Origin of the sequence: Nocardia aurantia (assembly GCF_009604425.1) — a bacterium.
Taxonomy (GTDB): Bacteria; Actinomycetota; Actinomycetes; order Mycobacteriales; family Mycobacteriaceae; genus Nocardia; species Nocardia aurantia.
The window spans coordinates 1-18,329 of sequence record NZ_WEGI01000029.1 but is presented as its reverse complement, the minus strand read 5'-3'; the positions used below and the strand labels follow the sequence as shown (position 1 = coordinate 18,329).

The following is an 18,329-nucleotide window of genomic DNA, read 5'->3' as shown; positions in this document are numbered from 1 at the left end:
GGCAGGCCCTCGTCGACGAACTGAAAGCAGAGGTGGCCCGCGAGATCAGCCCGATCGCGCGGCCCCGCGAGATCCACATCGTCCCGGAACTACCGAAGACCCGCTCCGGCAAGATCATGCGACGACTGCTGCGCGACGTGGCCGAAGGCCGCGAACTCGGCGACACCAGCACCCTGGTCGACCCCACCGTGTTCGAGGCCATCCGGGCGGAGAAGGCATAGCCCGGGAGGCTCGGGACACACCGAATCACGAGGGTCCGGCGACCGCCGCGACAATCCGCAGCGGCGGTCGCTGAACCATCAGCGGTCAAACGCTACTGTTGCGACCGGGCCGTGTGTGGGTAGGCGCGCGGTCGCAGGACGACCGCCGCGGCACGACGCGGCGGGCCGGGCAGCACCGGAACATCGAGAAGGGTCGAGCAATTGAGCTTCACACAGGGCGGTAACGGGAGCGACGGGGGCCGCAATCGGACCATCACCTCGATTCCGCTGTCCGATGTCGACACCACCGCGGCCGCCACCATCGGCGATCTGGTCCGCGATGCCTCCGAGCAGGTGTCGACCCTGGTGCGGGCCGAGGTGGAGCTGGCCAAGACCGAGGTGGGCCGCGAGATCCGCAAGGCCCTGCAGGGCAGCGTGTATTTTATCGCCGCACTGACCATCCTGTTGTTCAGCACGTTCTTCTTTTTCTTCTTCCTCGCCGAACTGCTGAACGTGTGGCTGCCGCGGTGGGCGTCGTTCCTGATCGTGTTCGGTCTGATGGTGCTCGCCACCGCCGGGCTCGGGCTGCTCGGTTATCTGAAGGTCCGGAGGTTGCGCGCGCCGGCCAAGACCATCGAGAGCCTCAAGGAGACTCGCTCGGTGCTGCCGCACGGACTGGGCGCACACGCCGAACCGGTTTCCGGCGTGCTCGATGAACACGTGGTAACCGAAAGGTCCGGGCGGTAATTCGCCTACTACGCTCCGACAGCGTGTCGTCTACTCCGACCCCGGATCCATCCAGCGTCCGCTACGACGGCGCATGGACGCATCGGGACGTGCATGCCAACGGCATCCGGTTCCATGTCGTCGAGGCCCCCGAATCCCCGGCCCGTGCCGCCTCGGGTCAGCGGGCCGGCGTCGATCCGGACGCCACTCTCGTGTTGCTGCTGCACGGTTTCGGCGATTTCTGGTGGTCGTGGCGGCATCAGCTGACCGGCCTGGCCGATCGGGGCCATCGGGTGGTCGCGGTCGACCTGCGCGGCTACGGCGATTCCGACAAGCCGCCGCGCGGCTACGACGGCTGGACGCTGGCCGGTGACGTGGCCGGCCTGATCCGCGCACTCGGTCACACCGAGGCCACGCTGGTCGGGCACGCCGAGGGCGGGCTGGTGTGCTGGGCCACCGCCGTCCTGCACCCGCGGCTGGTGCGATCGATCGCTCTGGTGAGCTCGCCGCATCCGATCACGCTGAAGCGAGCGGTGTTGCGCGACCGGCGGCAGCGGGCAGCGTGGCTGCCGAACTTCCTGCGATACCAGCTACCCCGGCGTCCCGAGCAATTGCTCACCACCGCAGACGGTTTCGAGATCGAGCGGCTGCTGCGGGCGCGCGTCGACCCGCGCTGGGCGGGTTCGGCCGAATTCGTGGACACCGCGCGCCGGATGCGATCGGCGATCCGAATCCCCGGCGCGGCTCACTGTGGCCTGGAATATCAGCGCTGGGCCTTCCGCAGCCAATGGCGGCCCGACGGCCGCCGTTTCATGTCGATGATGCGGGAACCGGTACGGGTACCGGTGCTCTCGCTCTACGGCGAGAGCGATCCGTACATCCTGGACACCACGGTCCGTCGCGGCCATCACCTCGCCCCGAACCGCCGGGTCGCCCAGATCCCGGCCGCGGGTCACTTCGCCCATCAGGAGAATCCGGATGCGGTGACCGCCGAGCTGGCCAAGCTGCTCGGCCGGCCGGCCAGCTGATTCGGCCGGCACGCGCGGAGACGGTCCGACCGTGCGGATGACCGGCGCACCGATCGCCCGCGCGAACAGCCGGTCAGCTCAGCACGCACTCCCCGGTCGCCACGGATTGGGTCGAGCCGCTCGCGGCATCGAGATCCACCTTGACCTCGCTGAGGGTCAGCACGTATCCGGTGTCGTCGTCGGTGACCGCGGCGCCGAAGACCACGCCGAGGATCTCGCCGTCCGTATCGACCAGCGGGCCACCGGAATTGCCGGCCCGCACCCGGCCGCGCACCGTGTAGACCTCGCGCTCGACGGTGCCGCTCTTGTAGATGTTCGGACCGGTCAGGTCCAGGGTCTCGCGGACGCGAGCGGCGCTGGCGGTGTACGGGCCACCGCCGGGATAGCCCAGCACGATGGCGCTCTGCCCCGACTTGGCCGCCACGGCCGCCAGCGGTACGACCGGTGCGTTGAGGCCCGGTACCGCCAGCACCGCGACGTCGCGCGACGGATCGAACAGCACCACCGAGGCGTCCAGTGGTCCGCGTGCGGTGTCCACCTGGACCGTGGTGGTACCGGCGACGACGTGCGCGTTGGTCATGATCCGCTCGGGCGCGACCACGAAACCCGAACCCTCCAGCGCACGTTGGCAACTCGGCGCGACGCCGCGGATCCGCAGCACGCTGTGCTGCAGGTTGAGCGCCACCGGGGTGTCCAGCACACTGGGATCCGGCGGTTCGACGGCCGCGATCGGCGCCCGGCCGAACGGGCCGATCACATCCGGCAGCCCGGACGTGTTCAGCAGCCGGGAGAATTCGTTCGGCACCCGCCGCAACCAGTTCGGCGCGACCTCGTTGACATCCGAGAGCACCCGCGAGCCGTTGACCGCCGCGGCGATGCCCGGCTGCGAGGAGGAGGCCAGCGGCAACGCCAGCAGCCAGGCGGTCGCCAGCACCGCGACACACTGCAGCGCGGCGCCCACCACGCTGTCGACGCTGCGGGTGAACGGATGCCGCATCCCCGAGCGGGCGGCCCGGCCCAGGACCATGCCCGCGACCTCGCCGATGATCACCAGCGCCACGATCAGCACGACGCCGACCAGTACCCGTTTCCGGCCCTCGCTGATGTGGATCAGAATGTGCGGCGCGATCAAGATGCCCGCCACCGCGCCCAGCACCACGCCGAGGAAGGCCAGCGCCGAGGCGACCGCCCCCTGACGCCAGCCGGAGGAGGCCGCCAGCAGCGCGATGATCACGACCGCGAGGTCGAGCCACGCCGAGGAACTCATAACGTCATCCCCACTGCCGCGAGCGAGGACTGCAGATCACGCACATCGTGGTGATCCCATTCCCGCTCCCATCCCGAAACCGCCAGCAGACCGGCGAGCACACCCGCGGTGAAGCCCCAGACGAGCATGCCGTCGACGGCGAACGCCGGCCCCATGTATCCGCGCGGGTGCCGGACGACGAACCGGTTCGCGGGGTCGATCAGCTGCGCCACCGGCACGCGCACGACCCGCGTGGCCTCCGCGGCGCTGACCACACCGACCTCACCGGGGGTGCGCCAATACGCCACCACCGGGGTCACATCGAAGCCGGATACCGGGACGAAGATCTTCGGCAGCACCGCCAGCGGCTGCACCCCGGCCGGCGCCAGTCCGGTTTCCTCCTGCGCTTCCCGCAGCGCGGTGCCGATCGGCCCGTCGTCGCCGGGTTCCACACCGCCACCGGGGAACGCGACCTGGCCGCTGTGCTGCCGCAGGGTCGCCGCACGCTGAGTGAGCAGCACGTCCGCGTCGGCCGGCAGACCGCCCGGCGCGTCCGGATCGGGCCGCGTCGCACCGCCGAACAGCACCAGCACCGCCGCCTGTCGCACCCGGGACGCCATCGCCGCGTACTCGTGCAGGGTGGAACGCCGGGTGAGCACCTGATTGACCCCGGTCGGATCGGCCGGCGGCCGCTCCGCCACCTGCCGCAACCAGGTCGGAATGTCGCCGGGGCCGTGGTGACCCGCGACGACGACCGTCCTCTGAGGTCGCGGTGCCGCTGGGTCGTTCGGCGCGTCCACGGCGGCGTGCCCACCCTCCGGACGGCCGGACCCGTCGTGATCGTCCGTGGCCGCTGCCGTCGGCTTCGGATCACTCGGACCCGGTACCGCCGGAGGATTTCCGTGGTCCCACTCCGGATTCGGACCGCCGGCGTGACGTCCGTCCGGCACGGGCCGGGAATCTGCGGGTTCGTGCTCCGCTGCCGGGCCTCGATCGCTCATGCCCGGATCCCCAGCTCCCGGTCGACCGTGGCGGCGATGTCGTCGACATCGGCGAACGGGCGGACCACAACCCTGGCGAGCGAGCCGTCCGGGCGGATCAGGACCGAGATCGGGAGGACCGCGGGCGCCCGGACGGCAGCGCGCAGCCGGGAGTCGGTGTCCTGCACACCGGGCAGGTGCACACCCAGGTCCGACAGGCGGGCCAGCCCGCGCGGCTCGGCCGGATCGCTGTGCACGGTCAGCACGGTGACGGCGCCGGCGGCACGGTCGGCGTACTGCTGCAGCGCGGGCAGTTCCCGCGCGCACGGCTGACACCAGTAGGCCCAGAGGTTCACCAGCGCAGGATGACCGGCGAGGGCGGCGGCGAGGTCGACCGGGGCGCCGGTGGCCAGGCATTCGAGGGTGAGGCCGGCGAGCGGGCCGCCGCTCACCGGCTGAGTTCCCGAGACAGGGTGCGGGCAGTCGGGCAGGCCCGCAGCGGCGCGCAACTCGCCGGAGACCGCCGGATCACTCGACGCGGCGGGCACGGTCGCCGCGGACCGATGATGATCCCGTGGCCAGACGGCGACCGCCAGCCCGACCACCGCGACGACGGCGACCAGGGTCCAGCGCCACGCCGGGGGAAAAGCCCTCACCGGCCCACCAGTTCGAGCAGGTGCGGCGCCTCGGGCCCCTTCACCAGCGCGGCCGCGGTGGCCGGATCGGTCGGGCCGGCGCCGAAGGACGGGCAGTCCTTGGCCAGCACGCAGACGCCGCAGGCCGGTTTGCGAGCATGGCACACGCGGCGACCGTGGAAGATCACCCGATGCGACAGCATGGTCCAGTCCTTGCGCTCGATCAGCGCGCCGACGGCGTGCTCGATCTTCACCGGATCGTCCTCGGTGGTCCAGCCCCAGCGCTGCACCAGCCTGCTGAAGTGGGTGTCGACCGTGATTCCCGGCACATCGAAGGCATTGCCGAGAATGACATTGGCGGTCTTGCGGCCGATACCCGGCAGCCGGACCAGTTCCTCCAGCGTCCGCGGCACCTCGCCGTCGAATTTCTCCAGCAGCGCCTGTCCGAGGCCGATCAGTGAGTTGGCCTTGTTCCGATAGAAACCGGTCGGCCGGATGAGTTCCTCTAGTTCGGTGCGGTCGGCCTCGGCGTAGGCGCGGGCATCGGGATAGCGCGCGAACAGGGCGGGAGTGGTCAGATTCACCCGCACGTCGGTGCACTGCGCGGAAAGGATTGTGGCGACGGCCAATTCGAGCGGATTACCGAAATCCAGCTCACAGTGCGCGTCCGGGAAGGCCACGATCAGCGACCGGTACATGCGCCGCGCGCGGCGGACCAGCCCGAGGCGGGTCTCGTCGGCGAACCGGCCGGTCGGCGCCTCCACCTTGCCGCGGCGGCCCGCCGCGGCGGGAGTGGCGAGCGCGGCATCATCGGACGTCGTAACCGGTTCGTGCCCGTTCACGGCGGCGGATCTGGGTACACGCACCCGTCCACCATACGGAACCCCACCGACGGCCGCGCCGGTAGCGGGTGCGAGCGCGCACTCACCTCGACCGCCGTGTTCCATCCGAGACCTTCTCAGTGTTTACTCCTCCGTATGCAAGGACTCGCTGTGGTGCTCTTCCCGGTGGTGCTGATGCTGTTCGCGCTGTTCATGGAACGGGTCGAGAACCGGCTACGCAAGTTGCTAGAGCCCGAGGAAGAGGTACAGCAGTACCTGGACCGCGCAAGCAACGCCGAGGTCAACGAGCTGGCGAAGCTCGGTGTACCCCCCGCCGCCACAAGGATGCGCCGCACCCGCCGCACCCGCGCCAGGGAAGACGAACTGGACGTCGCACAGGCCAGCTGACACCGCCGGGCCGGTCGGCGCCCCGCGGAGATCCGCCGCGGGAACCCTGAAGGCACCTCGTACGTTGCACGAACCGCACGTTACGTGGTGTCTGTCACTACGCTGTGCGCGCGCAAAGTAGACTGCACTGTCGGCCGAATCGCTACGGTCCGGAGGACAGAGCCAATCGTCGGATAGGAGCACATTCGTGGACGAGGCCCTCGCCAGAGCAGGCATCTTCCAAGGCGTCGAGCCCACCGCGGTCGCGGCTCTCGCCAAACAACTGGAGCCGGTGGACTTCCCCCGCGGCCACGTCATCTTCAACGAGGGTGAACCCGGCGATCGGCTGTACATCATCACATCGGGCAAGGTGAAGATCGGCCGCCGCTCGCCGGACGGCCGCGAGAACCTGCTCACCATCATGGGCCCGTCGGACATGTTCGGCGAGCTGTCCATCTTCGACCCAGGCCCGCGCACCTCGACGGCGACCACGGTCACCGAGGTCCGCGCCGTCACGATGGACCGTGACGCGCTCAAGGCGTGGATCGATCAGCGTCCCGAGATCGCCGAGCAGCTGCTGCGGGTGCTCGCGCGCCGCCTGCGCCGCACCAACAACAACCTGGCCGATCTGATCTTCACCGACGTGCCGGGCCGGGTCGCCAAGGCGCTGCTGCAGCTGGCACAGCGTTTCGGCACGCAGGAGGCCGGCGCGCTGCGGGTCACCCACGACCTGACCCAGGAGGAGATCGCCCAGCTGGTCGGCGCCTCGCGCGAGACCGTGAACAAGGCGCTCGCCGACTTCGCGCATCGCGGCTGGCTGCGGCTCGAGGGTAAGAGTGTGCTGATCACCGATTCGGAACGGCTGGCTCGCCGGGCTCGATAAATTTCGTGCCCGGCTCGCCCGGGTGTTCAGTTCCGGCTGCGCAGATACGACAGTTGCGCCTGCACCGAGTGCTGCGCGGCCGGCCACAGGCTCTCGTCCACGTCGGCGTAGACGCGCTCCACCACCTGCTCGGGGGAGGCGTCGGCGCCGAGTACTCGCAACGCCTCCCGGATCTGGTCGAGGCGCTCCTGCCGATGCCGGATGTAGTACCGCAGGACCGGGTCCGCGGCCGGATGATCCGGGCCGTGTGCGGGTAGCAGCGCCCGGCCCTCGGCCAGCTCCACCAGATGGTCCATCGAATCCAGGTAGTCGCCGAGGGCGCCGTCCCGGCCTTCCAGCACGGTGGTGCCGCTGCCGAGCACGGTGTCACCCGTGAGCACCGCGTCGTCGAGCAGGAAGCTCACCGAATCCTCGGTGTGACCGGGCGTGGACACCACCGTGATCCGCAGGCCCGCCGCCTCCAGCACCTCACCGTCGGCGAGTGGCGTCCCCTTACCCCGCAGGAAGCGCGGTTCGACCGCGCGCACCGGCGTCCCGGTCAGTTCGACCAGGCGATCGATACCGTCGGTGTGGTCGGGGTGGTGATGGGTGATCAGCGTGAGGGCGATCGCGCCCCCGGTCTCCCGCACGATCGCGTCGGTGTGCGCGTGATCCTCGGGTCCCGGATCTACCACGACGTACTCGGATCGCCCGGGAGCCCGGAGCAGCCAGGTGTTCGTGCCGTCCAGCGTCATCTGACCCGGATTGTCCGCGAGCAGCACCGAGGCGGTCTCGGTGACAGCACGCAACCGCCCGTACGCGGGATGAGAGAGGGTCATGCTGCGTCCTATCGCGCGTGGGGGCCGCAACGCCCCTGTGCTCCAACGACTTCCAGTATCCGCATCCGGACCTGTGAAAGTCGGCCGGGCTACCGGACCTCGACGATCAGCTCCACCTCGACCGGGGTGTCGCGCGGCAGTTCCGCCACGCCGACCGCGGAGCGGGCGTGTTTGCCGGCGTCGCCGAACACCTCACCCAGGAACTCCGAGGCGCCGTTGACCACGACCGGCTGATCGCCGAATCCGGGTGCCGAGGCGACGAAGCCGACCACCTTCACGACCCGCACGACCTCGTCGAGGCCGACCAGATCGTGGACAGCGGCCAGCGCGTTCAGCGCGCACAGCCGGGCGGCCTCGGCCGCCTGCTCGACGCTGACCGCGGCGCCGACCTTGCCGGTCAGCGACAGCGCGCCGTTCACGAAGGGCAGCTGCCCGGAGGTGTAGACCAGCGATCCGGTCCGCACGGCCGGGACGTAGGCGGCCAGCGGCACGACGACCGCCGGTACCTCGACACCCAGCCGCTCGAGGTTCTCGCGCCAGGCAGTCGCGGCGGTCCCCATCAGTTCTTCGCTCGCTTCAGGTAGGCGACATGCTGTTCACCGGTCGGCCCGGGGAGCACCGTGACGAGCTCCCAGCCGTCGGCTCCCCACTGGTCCAGGATCTGCTTGGTCGCGTGCGTCAGCAGCGGCACGGTCGCATATTCCCACACGGTGGCATCACTCATGCCGCAGAGCGTATCGGTGCCCGGCGGGACCGAGAACCCCTGGGCTCACCCGGATCACGATCGACCGCGTCGGCCCGAGCACATCACGGAACGCCAACGGCGAGGTTGTGGTCTACCAGACACTGGCGCGATCCCGTGCCCGGCGGATTTGAACCAGTTATAGGCTCGCGGACGTGGGAGTACCGACGACGGTGCCCGTTTCGGTGGAGGCGGGGCAGGAACGAGGCTGGCCGGAACGAGCCGACAAGGCGCGGCTGCACTACGTCACCGGCAAGGGGGGAACCGGGAAGTCCACGGTTTCCGCTGCGCTGGCGCTGGCGCTGGCCGCCGGTGGGCGCCGGGTGCTGCTCGTGGAGGTGGAGGGCAGGCAGTCGATCGCGCAGCTGTTCGATCTGCCGCCGCTGCCACCGACCGAGACCAAGATCGCGACGGCGGACGGCGGTGGCGAGGTGATGGCGCTCGCCCTCGACATCGAGCACGCTTTCCTGGAATACCTGGACATGTTCTACAACCTCGGCTTCGCCGGTCGGGCGATGCGTCGCATGGGCGCCATCGAATTCGTGACCACGATCGCGCCGGGCCTGCGGGACGTCATCCTCACCGGCAAGATCAAGGAGTGCGTGGTCCGCACCACCAAGACCGGCACCGGCAAGGACGCGATCGTCCGGCCCGTCTACGACGAGATCGTCGTAGACGCCCCGCCGACCGGCCGGATCGCTGGCTTCCTGGACGTCACCAAGGTGATGGCCGAGGTGGCCAAGGGCGGGCCGATCGCTTCTCAGGCCGAGGGCGTCTCCACTCTGCTGCGCTCGGATCAGACCGTGATCCATCTGGTCACCCTGCTGGAGGCGCTGCCCGTGCAGGAGACCGCCGACGCCGTTGCCGAACTGACCGCCGGCGACTTCCGGATCGGCGCGGTGATCGTCAACCGCGCCGCCCACGGCTATCTGCCCACCGATCTGCGCGCCCGCGCCGCCACCGGCGACATCGACGCCGACGCGATCCGCGCCACCCTCGAGGCTCAGGGAATCAACCTGTCCGAGGCGGACTTCCAGGGCCTGTTGCGCGAGACCGTGGACCATTCCGCGGCATTGCGGGCCCAGGACGACAGCGCGACCGAACTGGCCGAGGTGGCGGGCAGCCGGCTGTATCTAACTTCGCTGCCGGGCGGCATGGACCTCGGCGGGCTGTACGAACTCGCCGAGCAGCTCACGACGCAGGGAGTTCGCTGATGACCGCGCCGGGCACCGCCCCCACCCTGGACATCGCGCGGATCATCGCCGACCCCGAGACCCGGGTGGTGGTGTGCTGCGGCTCCGGCGGTGTCGGTAAGACGACCACGGCCGCCGCGATCGCGTTGCGCGCCGCGGAATCCGGCCGCAAGGTGGTCGTCCTGACCATCGACCCGGCTCGTCGCCTGGCGCAGTCGCTGGGGGTCGACGATCTCGGCAACAGTCCGCAGCGGGTGCCGTTGGGCCCCGAGGTGCCCGGTGAGCTGCATGCGATGATGCTGAACATGCGCCGCACCTTCGACGAGATGGTGCTCGAGCACGCCAGCGCCGAGAAGGCCGAGCAGATCTTCGCCAACCCCTTCTATCAGGCGGTCGCCTCGTCGTTCGGCGGTACGCAGGAGTACATGGCGATGGAGAAGCTGGGCCAGTTGGCGGGCCGCCGGGAGTGGGATCTGGTCGTGGTCGACACCCCGCCGTCACGCAACGCGCTGGACTTCCTGGACGCGCCGAAACGGCTGGGCACCTTTCTCAACGGACGGATGATCCGCGTGATCATGGCGCCGGGCCGCGGCGTCGGCAAGCTCGTGACGGGCGCGATGAGCCTCGCCGTGCGCGGCGTCTCGACCGTCGTGGGCGGTCAGATGCTCAAGGACGCCTCGCTGTTCCTGCAGTCGCTGGAGACGCTGTTCGGCGGCTTCCAGGCCCGCGCCGAGCGCACCTACGCGATGCTGTCGCGGCCCGGCACCCACTTCCTGGTGGTCGCCGCCGCGGAACCCGATGCGCTGCGGGAGGCCTCGTTCTTCGTGGACAGGCTGTCCACCGACCGGATGCCGCTGGCCGGGCTGGTACTGAATCGCACCCATCCGGTGTGGTGCTCGCTGTCGCCGGCCCAGGCGCTGGCCGCTGCCGACCGGTTGAGCCCGGGCGGCGCCGACGAACCCGTCCCGGGTGGCGACGAGGAACCCGTCCCGGGCGACGACGCCGCCGCGCTCACCGCCGACGTGCTGCGCATCCACGCGGATCGCTCGATCACCTCGAAGCGGGAACAGCATCTGCTGCTCCGCTTCACCGGCGCCCACCCCCGGGTGCCGATCGCCGCGGTGACGGCCCTGCCGTTCGAGGTCTCGGATCTCGAGGCCCTGCGGGCGGTCGGCGATCAGCTGACCGGTGCACACCCGGCCGGGTAAAAAGACACGGCCCGAGCCCGATACGGGCCCGGACCGCCGACTGCGGGACGACTACATGGCTACCTTCTGGTGACGCTGGGACCGGAAGAAGTCGGCCCAGGATGTGACATCCGGATGCTGCTTGAGCAACGCCCGGCGCTGCCGTTCGGTCATGCCACCCCACACGCCGAACTCCACCCGGTTGTCCAGGGCATCGGCACCGCACTCCATCAGCACCGGGCAGTGCCGGCAGATGGTGGCTGCCTTGCGCTGCGCCGCGCCGCGCACGAACAGCTGGTCAGGATCCACTTCTTTGCATCGCGCCTGGGACACCCAGGCGATCCTTGCTTCGGCCTGCTCCACGTCCAATCGAGCGATGGGGGTAGTCATGTGCATTTGGTGTGCCCCTTTGCAGTCCGAACACCGGTCTACGGCGCTCCGGAATCGCGTGCAGCACACAGCAACCCAACCCCGCTGCGAACTGCACCACATTCCACTTTGAGTGTTAGCTCTATCACACTGGGTTCTCAATCTAGGTAAAGGTATGAGTCCGCGCAAGACCGTCTCCTGCTTTTTTGGTACGAACGTCCCTGCAATTGCGATAAAGTACCGATCGGTCGGATTCGTATGGCCGACACGCCCGAATAGTCCGGCCGCGACCAGGCACGAGGCCGGACCTGAGGACGCGTACCACGGACCTTGCACCGGGGAATTAGTCTGGACGCGTGCCGACCTCACGATCGCTCGCGAGACTGGCCGGGGCAATCGTGCTCGCGGCCGTGATCGTCGCCGGGCTGCTCTTCCCACTCGCCGGCGGCTTCGGCTACGTGTCCAACCGGGCCGCCGCCACCGTCGACAACGTTTCCGCGGAACTGGTGGAGGGCACGGTGCCCGCCGTGTCGACCATGGTCGACGCCTCCGGCGCCCCCATCGCCTGGCTTTACGAACAACGCCGCTTCGAGGTGCCCAGTGACCGCATCGCGAACGACATGAAGCTCGCGATCGTCTCCATCGAGGACCGGCGCTTCGCCGAACACGGCGGCGTCGACTGGCAGGGCACCTTCCGCGCCTTCCTGACCAACACCTCCTCCGGCGGTGTGCAGCAGGGTGGTTCGACGATCGACCAGCAGTACGTGAAGAACTTCCAACTGCTGGTCGTGGCCAAGACCGATGCCGAGCGCCGCGCGGCGGTGGAGACCACGCCCGCCCGCAAGCTGCGTGAGATCCGGATGGCGCTGAACCTGGAGAAGCAGCTCACCAAGGACGAGATCCTCACCCGGTATCTGAATCTGGTGCCGTTCGGCAACGGCTCCTACGGCATCCAGGACGCCGCGCAGACCTACTTCGGGGTCGACGCCAAGGATCTGTCCATGCCGCAGGCGGCGATGCTCGCGGGCATGGTGCAGAGTTCCTCCAAGCTCAATCCGTACAACAACCCCCAGGGCGTGCTGGAGCGCCGGAACACCGTCCTGGACACGCTGATCCAGAACATCCCCAGCCGCGCCGACGAATTCCGCAAGAACAAGGCCGAGGCGCTGGGCGTGCTGCCCGAACCGAAGGCGTTGCCGCGCGGCTGCATAGCCGCCGGCGACCGTGGCTTCTTCTGCGACTACGCGATGCAGTACCTGGCCAACGCGGGCATCAGCATCGATCAGCTCGACAAGGGCGGTTACCTGATCCGCACCACCCTGGACCCGGCCGTGCAGAACTCGGTGAAGGCGTCGGTCGATTCGGTGACCAAACCCGATCTCGACGACATCGCCGAGGTCATGAGCATCATTGCGCCCGGCCAGGATTCACACGCGCTGCTGGCCATGGCCTCGAGCCGCGAGTACGGGCTCGACAGCGGGGCCCATCAGACCGTACAGCCGCAGCCGTATTCGATGGTCGGCGACGGCGCGGGCTCGATCTTCAAGATCTTCACCACGGCCGCCGCGATGGAGAAGGGTCTCGGCATCGCCTCCGAACTCGACGTGCCGTCGTTCTTCGCGGCGAAGGGCATGGGTAACGGCGGCGCCCCCGGCTGCCCGCCGGAGACCTACTGCGTCAAGAACGCCGGCAACTACCGCTCGCCGATGACGGTCACGGAGGCGCTGGCCCAGTCTCCGAACACCGCGTTCGTCAAGCTGATCCAGGATGTGGGCGTCACCCCGACCGTGGACATGGCGCTGCGGCTGGGCATGCGCTCGTACGGCGAACCGGGCAGTTCCGGGCACGGCAGCCAGAGCCTCGCCGACATGATCAAGCAGCAAAACCTGGGCTCGTTCACCCTCGGCCCGCTGGCGATCAACCCGCTCGAACTGTCCAATGTGGCCGCCACGATCGCCTCTTCGGGCAAGTGGTGCCCGCCCACCCCGATCCGCGAGGTGATCGACCGCAACGGCAAGCAGGTTCCGCTCACCCAGGCGCCCTGTGAGCAGGTGGTGGAGCCCGGCCTGGCCGACACCCTGGCCAACGCGCTCGGCCAGGACGCCATCGGCGGTACCGCGGCCGGTTCGGCGCGCACGGTCGGCTGGAACGTGCCGGTCTCCGCGAAGACGGGCACCACCGAAACGCACCGCTCCTCGGCATTCTTCGGCTTCACCAACGCGATGGCCGGCGCGGCGTACATCTACGGCGACTCGCCGACCCCCGGTGAGATCTGCTCGTTCCCGCTGCGCAGCTGCGGCGACGGCAACCTGTACGGCGGTAACGAACCGGCCCGCAGCTGGTTCGCGGGGATCAAACCGGTACTGGACCACTTCCCGCCGACCGCCTTCCCGCCGACCGACGAGAAGTACGTGCGCGGCGCCAACAACGCGCAGATCCCGGATGTCGGCGGCATGCCGCAGGCCCAGGCGAACGCGGCGCTGGTGGCGGCGGGCTTCCGGGTGTCGGTGGTGCCGCAGCCGGGTTCGCAGCCGAAGGGCACCGTGATCGGTACCTCGCCGAACGGTTCCGCGATCCCGGGTTCGGTGGTCACGCTGAACGTCAGCGACGGCACCCAGACCGCGGCCCCGCCACCTCCGGCGGCCCCGCCGCTGCCGGCCCCGCCGCGCCTGCCACCGATCCCCATCCCGATCCCGTTGCCGCGCTAGACATGCGGAGGGCCGCACACCACGGTGTGCGGCCCTCCGTCGTCGTGCGGTGTCTACAGTCGCGACTTGACCGCCGCGGAGACCCGGGAGCCGTCGGCGCGGCCGGCGGCCAGCCGGGTGGCGATCTTCATGACCTGACCCATCTGCTTCATCGTGGGCCGGGCGCCGAGCTCCTCGGCGACGTCCGCGATCGCGGTGTCGGCGATGTCGGCCACCTCGGCGTCGGTGAGCTGGGTGGGCAGATACTCGTCGATGATCGCCTCTTCGGCGCGCTCGTTGGCGGCCAGCTCACCGCGACCGGCCTGCTCGAAGACCACGGCCGCCTCGTTGCGCTTCTTCGCCTCCTTGGCGAGCACGGCGATCACGTCGGAGTCGTCGAGTTCGCGCGCCTGGGGACCGGCGACCTCGGCGGTCTGCACGGCGGCCAGCATCATGCGCAGGGTGCCGAGGCGCAGCGAATCCTTGCTCTTCATCGCCGCGGTGAGATCGGCACGCAGTTTCGACTTCAGTTCCGACATGCGCCCACGGTATCGGTGAACCAGCGGGTTCTCACCTGATTTGTCCCGGCCGTGTCCCTGTGCCGAATCACACCGGGCATCGGTCACACCGGTCGCCTATCCTGATCGAATGCCGGTATTCTCGTCCCCCGCATTCCAGCGTGTCGCTCTGGGCGCCGTCGGCGCGGCAGTCGCCGGAGTCGGCTACGCCTCGATGATCGAGCGCAACGCCTTCACGCTGCGCGAGGCCACGTTGCCGGTGCTGAAACCGGGGTCGTCGAGCCTGCGCGTGCTACACGTCAGCGATCTGCACATGACCCCCGGGCAGAAACTGAAGCAGGCCTGGGTGCGCGAACTGGCCCGGCTCGAGCCCGATCTGGTGGTCAACACCGGCGACAATCTGGCTCATCCGCGCGCGGTGCCCGCGGTGGTGCAGGCACTGTCGGGCCTGCTGTCCCGGCCCGGCCTGTTCGTGTTCGGCAGCAACGACTACTTCGCCCCGGTGCCGAAGAATCCCCTCAAGTACTTCGACAAGGACCACAAGCGCGTCTACGGCGCCCCGCTGCCCTGGCAGGATCTGCGCGCCGCGTTCGCCGAGCGCGGCTGGCTGGATCTGACCCATGTCCGGCGCGATCTGGAGGTCGCCGGCATCAAGATCGCCACCGCGGGCGTCGACGATCCGCACCTGCAGCGCGACCGCTACGACACCGTCGCGGGCACCCCGAATCCGCTGGCGGACCTCAGCATCGGCCTGACCCACTCGCCCGAACCGCGGGTGCTGGACCGGTTCGCCGCCGACGGCTACGACCTGGTGCTGGCCGGGCACACCCACGGCGGCCAGCTCTGCCTGCCCGGATTCGGCGCGCTGGTCACCAACTGCGGCATCGACCGTTCCCGCGTGAAGGGCGCGTCCCGCTGGGGCGCGCACACCCGGCTGCACGTGTCGGCCGGCCTGGGCACCTCGCCGTGGGCACCGTACCGTTTCTGCTGCCGCCCGGAGGCCACGTTGCTGACCCTGGTCGCGGCGTCACCCGACCGGCCGGTTTCGGACAGCGGCCGGGGGGTATCGGAATCGGAGGCGGTCGCGCGCTAGGTTGCGCCGGCAATGACGTAGGGGTTCAGTTGAGCAGTGGGATCCAACCGCGACCGGGCGACGGAAGCGGATCGGGACCGGACCCGGTGGGGGAAGCACCGACCAAGCGGATCGACCGCGAGCGGCCGGCCCGCGCCGCGGCGTCTCCGGGCGACGTGGCGACAGAAATGTTCCCCGCCCGATCCAGGCCGCCCCGCCGGATCGATCCGGCCGGATATGTCCCGCCCGCCGTTCCGAATCCGCACGGCCCGCACACCGGCTCCTACGCGCCCGTGCGGCCCGGATACCAGCCGAACACCGGTTCACTGCCCGTGTTCCACCCGAACACCGGCACCCTCCCCCCGTTCTCCGGAACCGCGCCGCCCCGCCCGGAACAACCGTGGAGCCTCGGTAACGTCCCGAATTACGTTGCACCGCAACCCTATTCGACCGGTCAATACCCGGCCTGGAATCCGCCCCTGAACACCGGCGGCCGCTCCCGCCTGTACACCGGCATGGCGGCCGTGGCCGCCGTACTCATCGCCGGCATCACCGTCGCGGTGATCGCGACCGGCCAGCACACGGCCCGGTCCGAGGCCGAGTCCACCGGCCCGACGATGATCAGCGCCCTCACCAGCGACACCCCGGCCCCCGGTCGCCCCGGCCCGAACCCGCCCACCCCCGCGACGGCGGTGATCCCCGGCTACCAGGCGGTATCGGTCCCGGCCCGCGGCGCGGTCTACGACGTCCCCAAGGACTGGGTGGTCGATTCCGTCGGCACCGCGATCTGGGGCGACCCCCCGGAGAGCCTGGAGATCGCCGGCCTCACCCAGGAGGGCAAGGACTACTGCCCGAACTACGTGCGTACCAACGCATTCCTGACCACCTCGTCCCAATCGGATCCGGCGCGGGCGGCCAACGAGGTCGGCATGCGGATGGCCAAGATCGGCTGGTCCACCGCCACCGGAGCCAGGGCCGACCTGGCCGAACCCCTCACCTCCCTCGACGGTCAGCTCAACGGCTCGTTCGTGACGGTCAACGGCACCGCCCCGGCCCCCGCCCCCGGCTGCGCCGCAACCTTCGCCATCTACACCTTCGCCTTCCCGAACGAGAACGGCAGCTTCGTGATGACCATCGCCGCCGACACCGGCGTCCCCAAATCCGTCGACGAGGACACCGCCAAGAAGATCCTCACCAGCATCCGTCCCCTCCAGAGCCACTGACCCCATCAGGGCAGATGACCAGGCGATTTAACGGATAGCGCGACCCTGTTATAAGCTAGCGCAGGTTCACCTCACCGGGGTGTGGCGCAGCTTGGTAGCGCGCTTCGTTCGGGACGAAGAGGTCGCAGGTTCAAATCCTGTCACCCCGACTCGTGTGTGGAGACACGACTAGGCCCCTGATCAGCATGCTGATCAGGGGCCTTACTCGTTCGGCGCTAGCCGTAATTCTTGACCGTGGCGAGCAGCCGATCCACATGCTGATACAGGTCGATGACGCCGGCGATGTCGTGGCGGTCACCGTCCTTACCGTTCTCGAACGTGGTGATGAATTTGACGGACTTTCCGTTGAGATGGAGGCGAACGATCGGCTTGCGGTTGTTGTCGTCCAGGAGAACAGCGAAGTAGGCCTTGGCGTCGCGGCCGGAGACCCGCGCCGGATCGATATCCTTCGCGAGGATCGCGCGCACGATATTGAAGCCGTCGATCTCATCCTCGGTGGTGATGATCGCGTCGTCGGCAACCGGCGTCTCCGTTCCGGCCGACGGCAATGTCTCCGTTGCCGGCGCGCCGGAGGGTGCCGCTATCACCGTGCCCGCGCTGTCGCCGAGCGCGGTGTTCAGTCGATCGCTCACCTGGTCCGCGATGAACTGCGCCGCCGCCTTGGTCACCAGCGGCCGGAACTGATCGACGATCCGCTGGGTCGCCTTGCCCTCGTAGACACGGGTGACGAAGAACCGGATCCAGTCGTCGGACGGCACCTTGTTCTCTTGTGCCAGTAGGCGTTTGATCTGGCCGATGTACTTCAGTTCTTCGGCGGCGCTCACGATCGAATCGAGGTCGAACGATTCCTTGGAGAGCTTCGCCATCTCCGGGACGAGAACATGGTCCATGTCGAGTATGTCGAATACGAGGAACGGCTTCGAGTCCATGATGTTGGGTCGGTCACCGTCGGTATAGACCTGATACTCACGACCATTGGTCAGGATCGCAATCCGAGCGGAGGTGACCGCGAAGTACCGGAAGAGTTGTGAGGCGTGGTTGATGTTGAGCGGCTCACCGATCTTCTTGCACTCGATCAGAATCTGAATCGCACCGTCCCGAAGAATCGCATAGTCGATCTTCTCCCCCTTCTTCGTACCCACATCCGAGACGAATTCGGGGACGACCTCGGCCGGATCGAATACGTCGTAACCGAGCACCTGCGCGATGAACGGCATGACCAGGGCGTTCTTGGTGGCCTCTTCGGTACTGATCGCCGCCTGCGCCGACCGAAGTTTGGTGGCGATGGCGTTGATCCGGTCGAGCGTATCGGGCATGAGTGTTCTTTCCTGTGCGGCGGACATCGGGGTCCACCGAAACAGCGAGTGGTGTTGCAGCACAGCGGGTTACCTGTTCAATGCTGTGCTGCAACGTAATTCACTCGACGGGTGGTCGTTCCCCTAAGCATCAGCACTAGTATCGCGCTGTGCGAGAGGAAGTTACGGCTAAGAGCTCCTATCGGGTTCGATTGCTGAGTCGTCGCCAGCAGATGAGGGAGGCGCCGAGGTTGAGGAAGCCTTCGTGGATGTCTGTGCGGCGTTCCCAGCGGACGGCCAGCCGCCGGTACTGGTGGAG

General features: G+C 68.8%; 20 protein-coding genes and 1 tRNA gene. 11 read left to right on the top strand and 10 right to left on the bottom strand.

Annotation, left to right across the window (positions count from 1 at the left end):
- From NRB56_RS37905 to NRB56_RS37895, 3 genes are all read left to right on the top strand, one after another.
- On the top strand, nt 1-221 hold a 221-nt coding region (locus tag NRB56_RS37905), incomplete at its 5' end, for an AMP-binding enzyme (RefSeq protein ID WP_406603581.1).
- Nucleotides 222-422: 201 nt separating this feature from the next.
- Nucleotides 423-947 (top strand): phage holin family protein, encoded by a 525-nt coding sequence (locus NRB56_RS37900; RefSeq protein ID WP_153349201.1) that lies wholly within the window; start codon nt 423-425, stop codon nt 945-947.
- Between the two features lie 23 nt (nt 948-970).
- Nucleotides 971-1,954, top strand: a complete 984-nt coding sequence (locus NRB56_RS37895) for an alpha/beta fold hydrolase (RefSeq protein ID WP_319944115.1) — start codon at nt 971-973, stop codon at nt 1,952-1,954.
- Nucleotides 1,955-2,027: 73 nt separating this feature from the next.
- Here NRB56_RS37895 and NRB56_RS37890 read toward each other — a convergent pair whose 3' ends face one another.
- From NRB56_RS37890 to nth, 4 genes are all read right to left on the bottom strand, one after another.
- Nucleotides 2,028-3,221, bottom strand: a complete 1,194-nt coding sequence (locus NRB56_RS37890; RefSeq protein WP_153349200.1) for a MarP family serine protease — start codon at nt 3,219-3,221, stop codon at nt 2,028-2,030.
- A complete protein-coding gene (locus NRB56_RS37885; RefSeq protein WP_319944117.1) occupies nt 3,218-3,922 on the bottom strand; it encodes an NUDIX hydrolase in 705 nt (234 codons plus the stop codon). Before NRB56_RS37885 ends, NRB56_RS37890 begins: the two co-directional genes overlap by 4 nt.
- A 275-nt stretch (nt 3,923-4,197) precedes the next feature.
- Nucleotides 4,198-4,836: a TlpA family protein disulfide reductase gene (locus tag NRB56_RS37880; RefSeq protein WP_319944114.1), complete on the bottom strand. Its 639-nt coding sequence runs from the start codon at nt 4,834-4,836 to the stop codon at nt 4,198-4,200.
- Nucleotides 4,833-5,513 carry an endonuclease III gene (gene nth / locus NRB56_RS37875; RefSeq protein ID WP_227838684.1) on the bottom strand — a complete coding sequence of 227 codons (681 nt, stop codon included), beginning with the start codon at nt 5,511-5,513 and terminating at the stop codon, nt 4,833-4,835. The genes NRB56_RS37880 and nth overlap by 4 nt, the downstream gene beginning before the upstream one ends.
- 279 nt (nt 5,514-5,792) lie before the next feature.
- On the opposite strand from nth, the gene NRB56_RS37870 reads away from it, so the two are divergent.
- Complete coding sequence (locus NRB56_RS37870) at nt 5,793-6,044, top strand: hypothetical protein (RefSeq protein WP_153349199.1); 252 nt, start codon at nt 5,793-5,795, stop codon at nt 6,042-6,044.
- Nucleotides 6,045-6,231: 187 nt separating this feature from the next.
- Complete coding sequence (locus NRB56_RS37865) at nt 6,232-6,906, top strand: Crp/Fnr family transcriptional regulator (protein WP_019931704.1); 675 nt, start codon at nt 6,232-6,234, stop codon at nt 6,904-6,906.
- A 26-nt stretch (nt 6,907-6,932) separates the two neighbouring features.
- Here the strand turns inward: NRB56_RS37865 and NRB56_RS37860 are convergent, their stop codons facing one another.
- The 3 genes from NRB56_RS37860 to NRB56_RS37850 form a co-directional block, all read right to left on the bottom strand.
- Nucleotides 6,933-7,724 carry an MBL fold metallo-hydrolase gene (locus NRB56_RS37860; protein ID WP_153349197.1) on the bottom strand — a complete coding sequence of 264 codons (792 nt, stop codon included), beginning with the start codon at nt 7,722-7,724 and terminating at the stop codon, nt 6,933-6,935.
- A gap of 89 nt (nt 7,725-7,813) precedes the next feature.
- The gene (locus NRB56_RS37855) at nt 7,814-8,284 is read right to left on the bottom strand and encodes a RidA family protein (protein ID WP_153349196.1); all 471 of its coding nucleotides are present in this window, start codon (nt 8,282-8,284) and stop codon (nt 7,814-7,816) included.
- A complete protein-coding gene (locus tag NRB56_RS37850; protein WP_153349195.1) occupies nt 8,284-8,448 on the bottom strand; it encodes a DUF4177 domain-containing protein in 165 nt (54 codons plus the stop codon). The genes NRB56_RS37855 and NRB56_RS37850 overlap by 1 nt, the downstream gene beginning before the upstream one ends.
- 191 nt (nt 8,449-8,639) lie before the next feature.
- On the opposite strand from NRB56_RS37850, the gene NRB56_RS37845 reads away from it, so the two are divergent.
- Nucleotides 8,640-9,680 (top strand): ArsA-related P-loop ATPase, encoded by a 1,041-nt coding sequence (locus tag NRB56_RS37845; protein WP_319944116.1) that lies wholly within the window; start codon nt 8,640-8,642, stop codon nt 9,678-9,680.
- Nucleotides 9,680-10,867 carry an ArsA family ATPase gene (locus tag NRB56_RS37840; RefSeq protein WP_153349194.1) on the top strand — a complete coding sequence of 396 codons (1,188 nt, stop codon included), beginning with the start codon at nt 9,680-9,682 and terminating at the stop codon, nt 10,865-10,867. The genes NRB56_RS37845 and NRB56_RS37840 overlap by 1 nt, the downstream gene beginning before the upstream one ends.
- Before the next feature lie 51 nt (nt 10,868-10,918).
- On the opposite strand, the gene NRB56_RS37835 is transcribed toward NRB56_RS37840, so the two are convergent.
- Nucleotides 10,919-11,242 carry a WhiB family transcriptional regulator gene (locus tag NRB56_RS37835; protein WP_153349193.1) on the bottom strand — a complete coding sequence of 108 codons (324 nt, stop codon included), beginning with the start codon at nt 11,240-11,242 and terminating at the stop codon, nt 10,919-10,921.
- Nucleotides 11,243-11,571: 329 nt separating this feature from the next.
- Between NRB56_RS37835 and NRB56_RS37830 the strand changes: the two genes are divergently transcribed.
- Complete coding sequence (locus tag NRB56_RS37830; RefSeq protein ID WP_319944113.1) at nt 11,572-13,923, top strand: penicillin-binding protein; 2,352 nt, start codon at nt 11,572-11,574, stop codon at nt 13,921-13,923.
- Between the two features lie 53 nt (nt 13,924-13,976).
- On the opposite strand, the gene NRB56_RS37825 is transcribed toward NRB56_RS37830, so the two are convergent.
- Nucleotides 13,977-14,441 (bottom strand): GatB/YqeY domain-containing protein, encoded by a 465-nt coding sequence (locus NRB56_RS37825; protein ID WP_153349192.1) that lies wholly within the window; start codon nt 14,439-14,441, stop codon nt 13,977-13,979.
- Between the two features lie 109 nt (nt 14,442-14,550).
- Between NRB56_RS37825 and NRB56_RS37820 the strand changes: the two genes are divergently transcribed.
- From NRB56_RS37820 to NRB56_RS37810, 3 genes are all read left to right on the top strand, one after another.
- A complete protein-coding gene (locus tag NRB56_RS37820; RefSeq protein ID WP_153349191.1) occupies nt 14,551-15,513 on the top strand; it encodes a metallophosphoesterase in 963 nt (320 codons plus the stop codon).
- 86 nt (nt 15,514-15,599) lie between these two features.
- Entirely contained in the window at nt 15,600-16,715 is a 1,116-nt protein-coding gene (locus tag NRB56_RS37815) for a hypothetical protein (protein WP_153349190.1), read from the top strand.
- A 75-nt stretch (nt 16,716-16,790) separates the two neighbouring features.
- Nucleotides 16,791-16,864: transfer RNA gene (locus NRB56_RS37810), tRNA-Pro, on the top strand.
- Between the two features lie 66 nt (nt 16,865-16,930).
- On the opposite strand, the gene NRB56_RS37805 is transcribed toward NRB56_RS37810, so the two are convergent.
- Complete coding sequence (locus tag NRB56_RS37805) at nt 16,931-18,031, bottom strand: type I restriction endonuclease (RefSeq protein ID WP_153349189.1); 1,101 nt, start codon at nt 18,029-18,031, stop codon at nt 16,931-16,933.
- Nucleotides 18,032-18,329 lie beyond the last annotated feature (298 nt).

Excerpts from the sequence above, each read along its gene's own strand:
- nth (WP_227838684.1), bottom strand. The coding sequence starts at position 5,513 with ATGTACCGGTCGCTGATCGTGGCCTTCCCGGACGCGCACTGTGAGCTG.
- NRB56_RS37870 (WP_153349199.1), top strand. The coding sequence starts at position 5,793 with ATGCAAGGACTCGCTGTGGTGCTCTTCCCGGTGGTGCTGATGCTGTTC.
- NRB56_RS37835 (WP_153349193.1), bottom strand. The coding sequence starts at position 11,242 with ATGCACATGACTACCCCCATCGCTCGATTGGACGTGGAGCAGGCCGAA.
- NRB56_RS37850 (WP_153349195.1), bottom strand. The coding sequence starts at position 8,448 with ATGAGTGATGCCACCGTGTGGGAATATGCGACCGTGCCGCTGCTGACG.
- NRB56_RS37860 (WP_153349197.1), bottom strand. The coding sequence starts at position 7,724 with ATGACCCTCTCTCATCCCGCGTACGGGCGGTTGCGTGCTGTCACCGAG.
- NRB56_RS37855 (WP_153349196.1), bottom strand. The coding sequence starts at position 8,284 with ATGGGGACCGCCGCGACTGCCTGGCGCGAGAACCTCGAGCGGCTGGGT.
- NRB56_RS37840 (WP_153349194.1), top strand. The coding sequence starts at position 9,680 with ATGACCGCGCCGGGCACCGCCCCCACCCTGGACATCGCGCGGATCATC.
- NRB56_RS37805 (WP_153349189.1), bottom strand. The coding sequence starts at position 18,031 with ATGCCCGATACGCTCGACCGGATCAACGCCATCGCCACCAAACTTCGG.
- NRB56_RS37820 (WP_153349191.1), top strand. The coding sequence starts at position 14,551 with ATGCCGGTATTCTCGTCCCCCGCATTCCAGCGTGTCGCTCTGGGCGCC.
- NRB56_RS37890 (WP_153349200.1), bottom strand. The coding sequence starts at position 3,221 with ATGAGTTCCTCGGCGTGGCTCGACCTCGCGGTCGTGATCATCGCGCTG.
- NRB56_RS37825 (WP_153349192.1), bottom strand. The coding sequence starts at position 14,441 with ATGTCGGAACTGAAGTCGAAACTGCGTGCCGATCTCACCGCGGCGATG.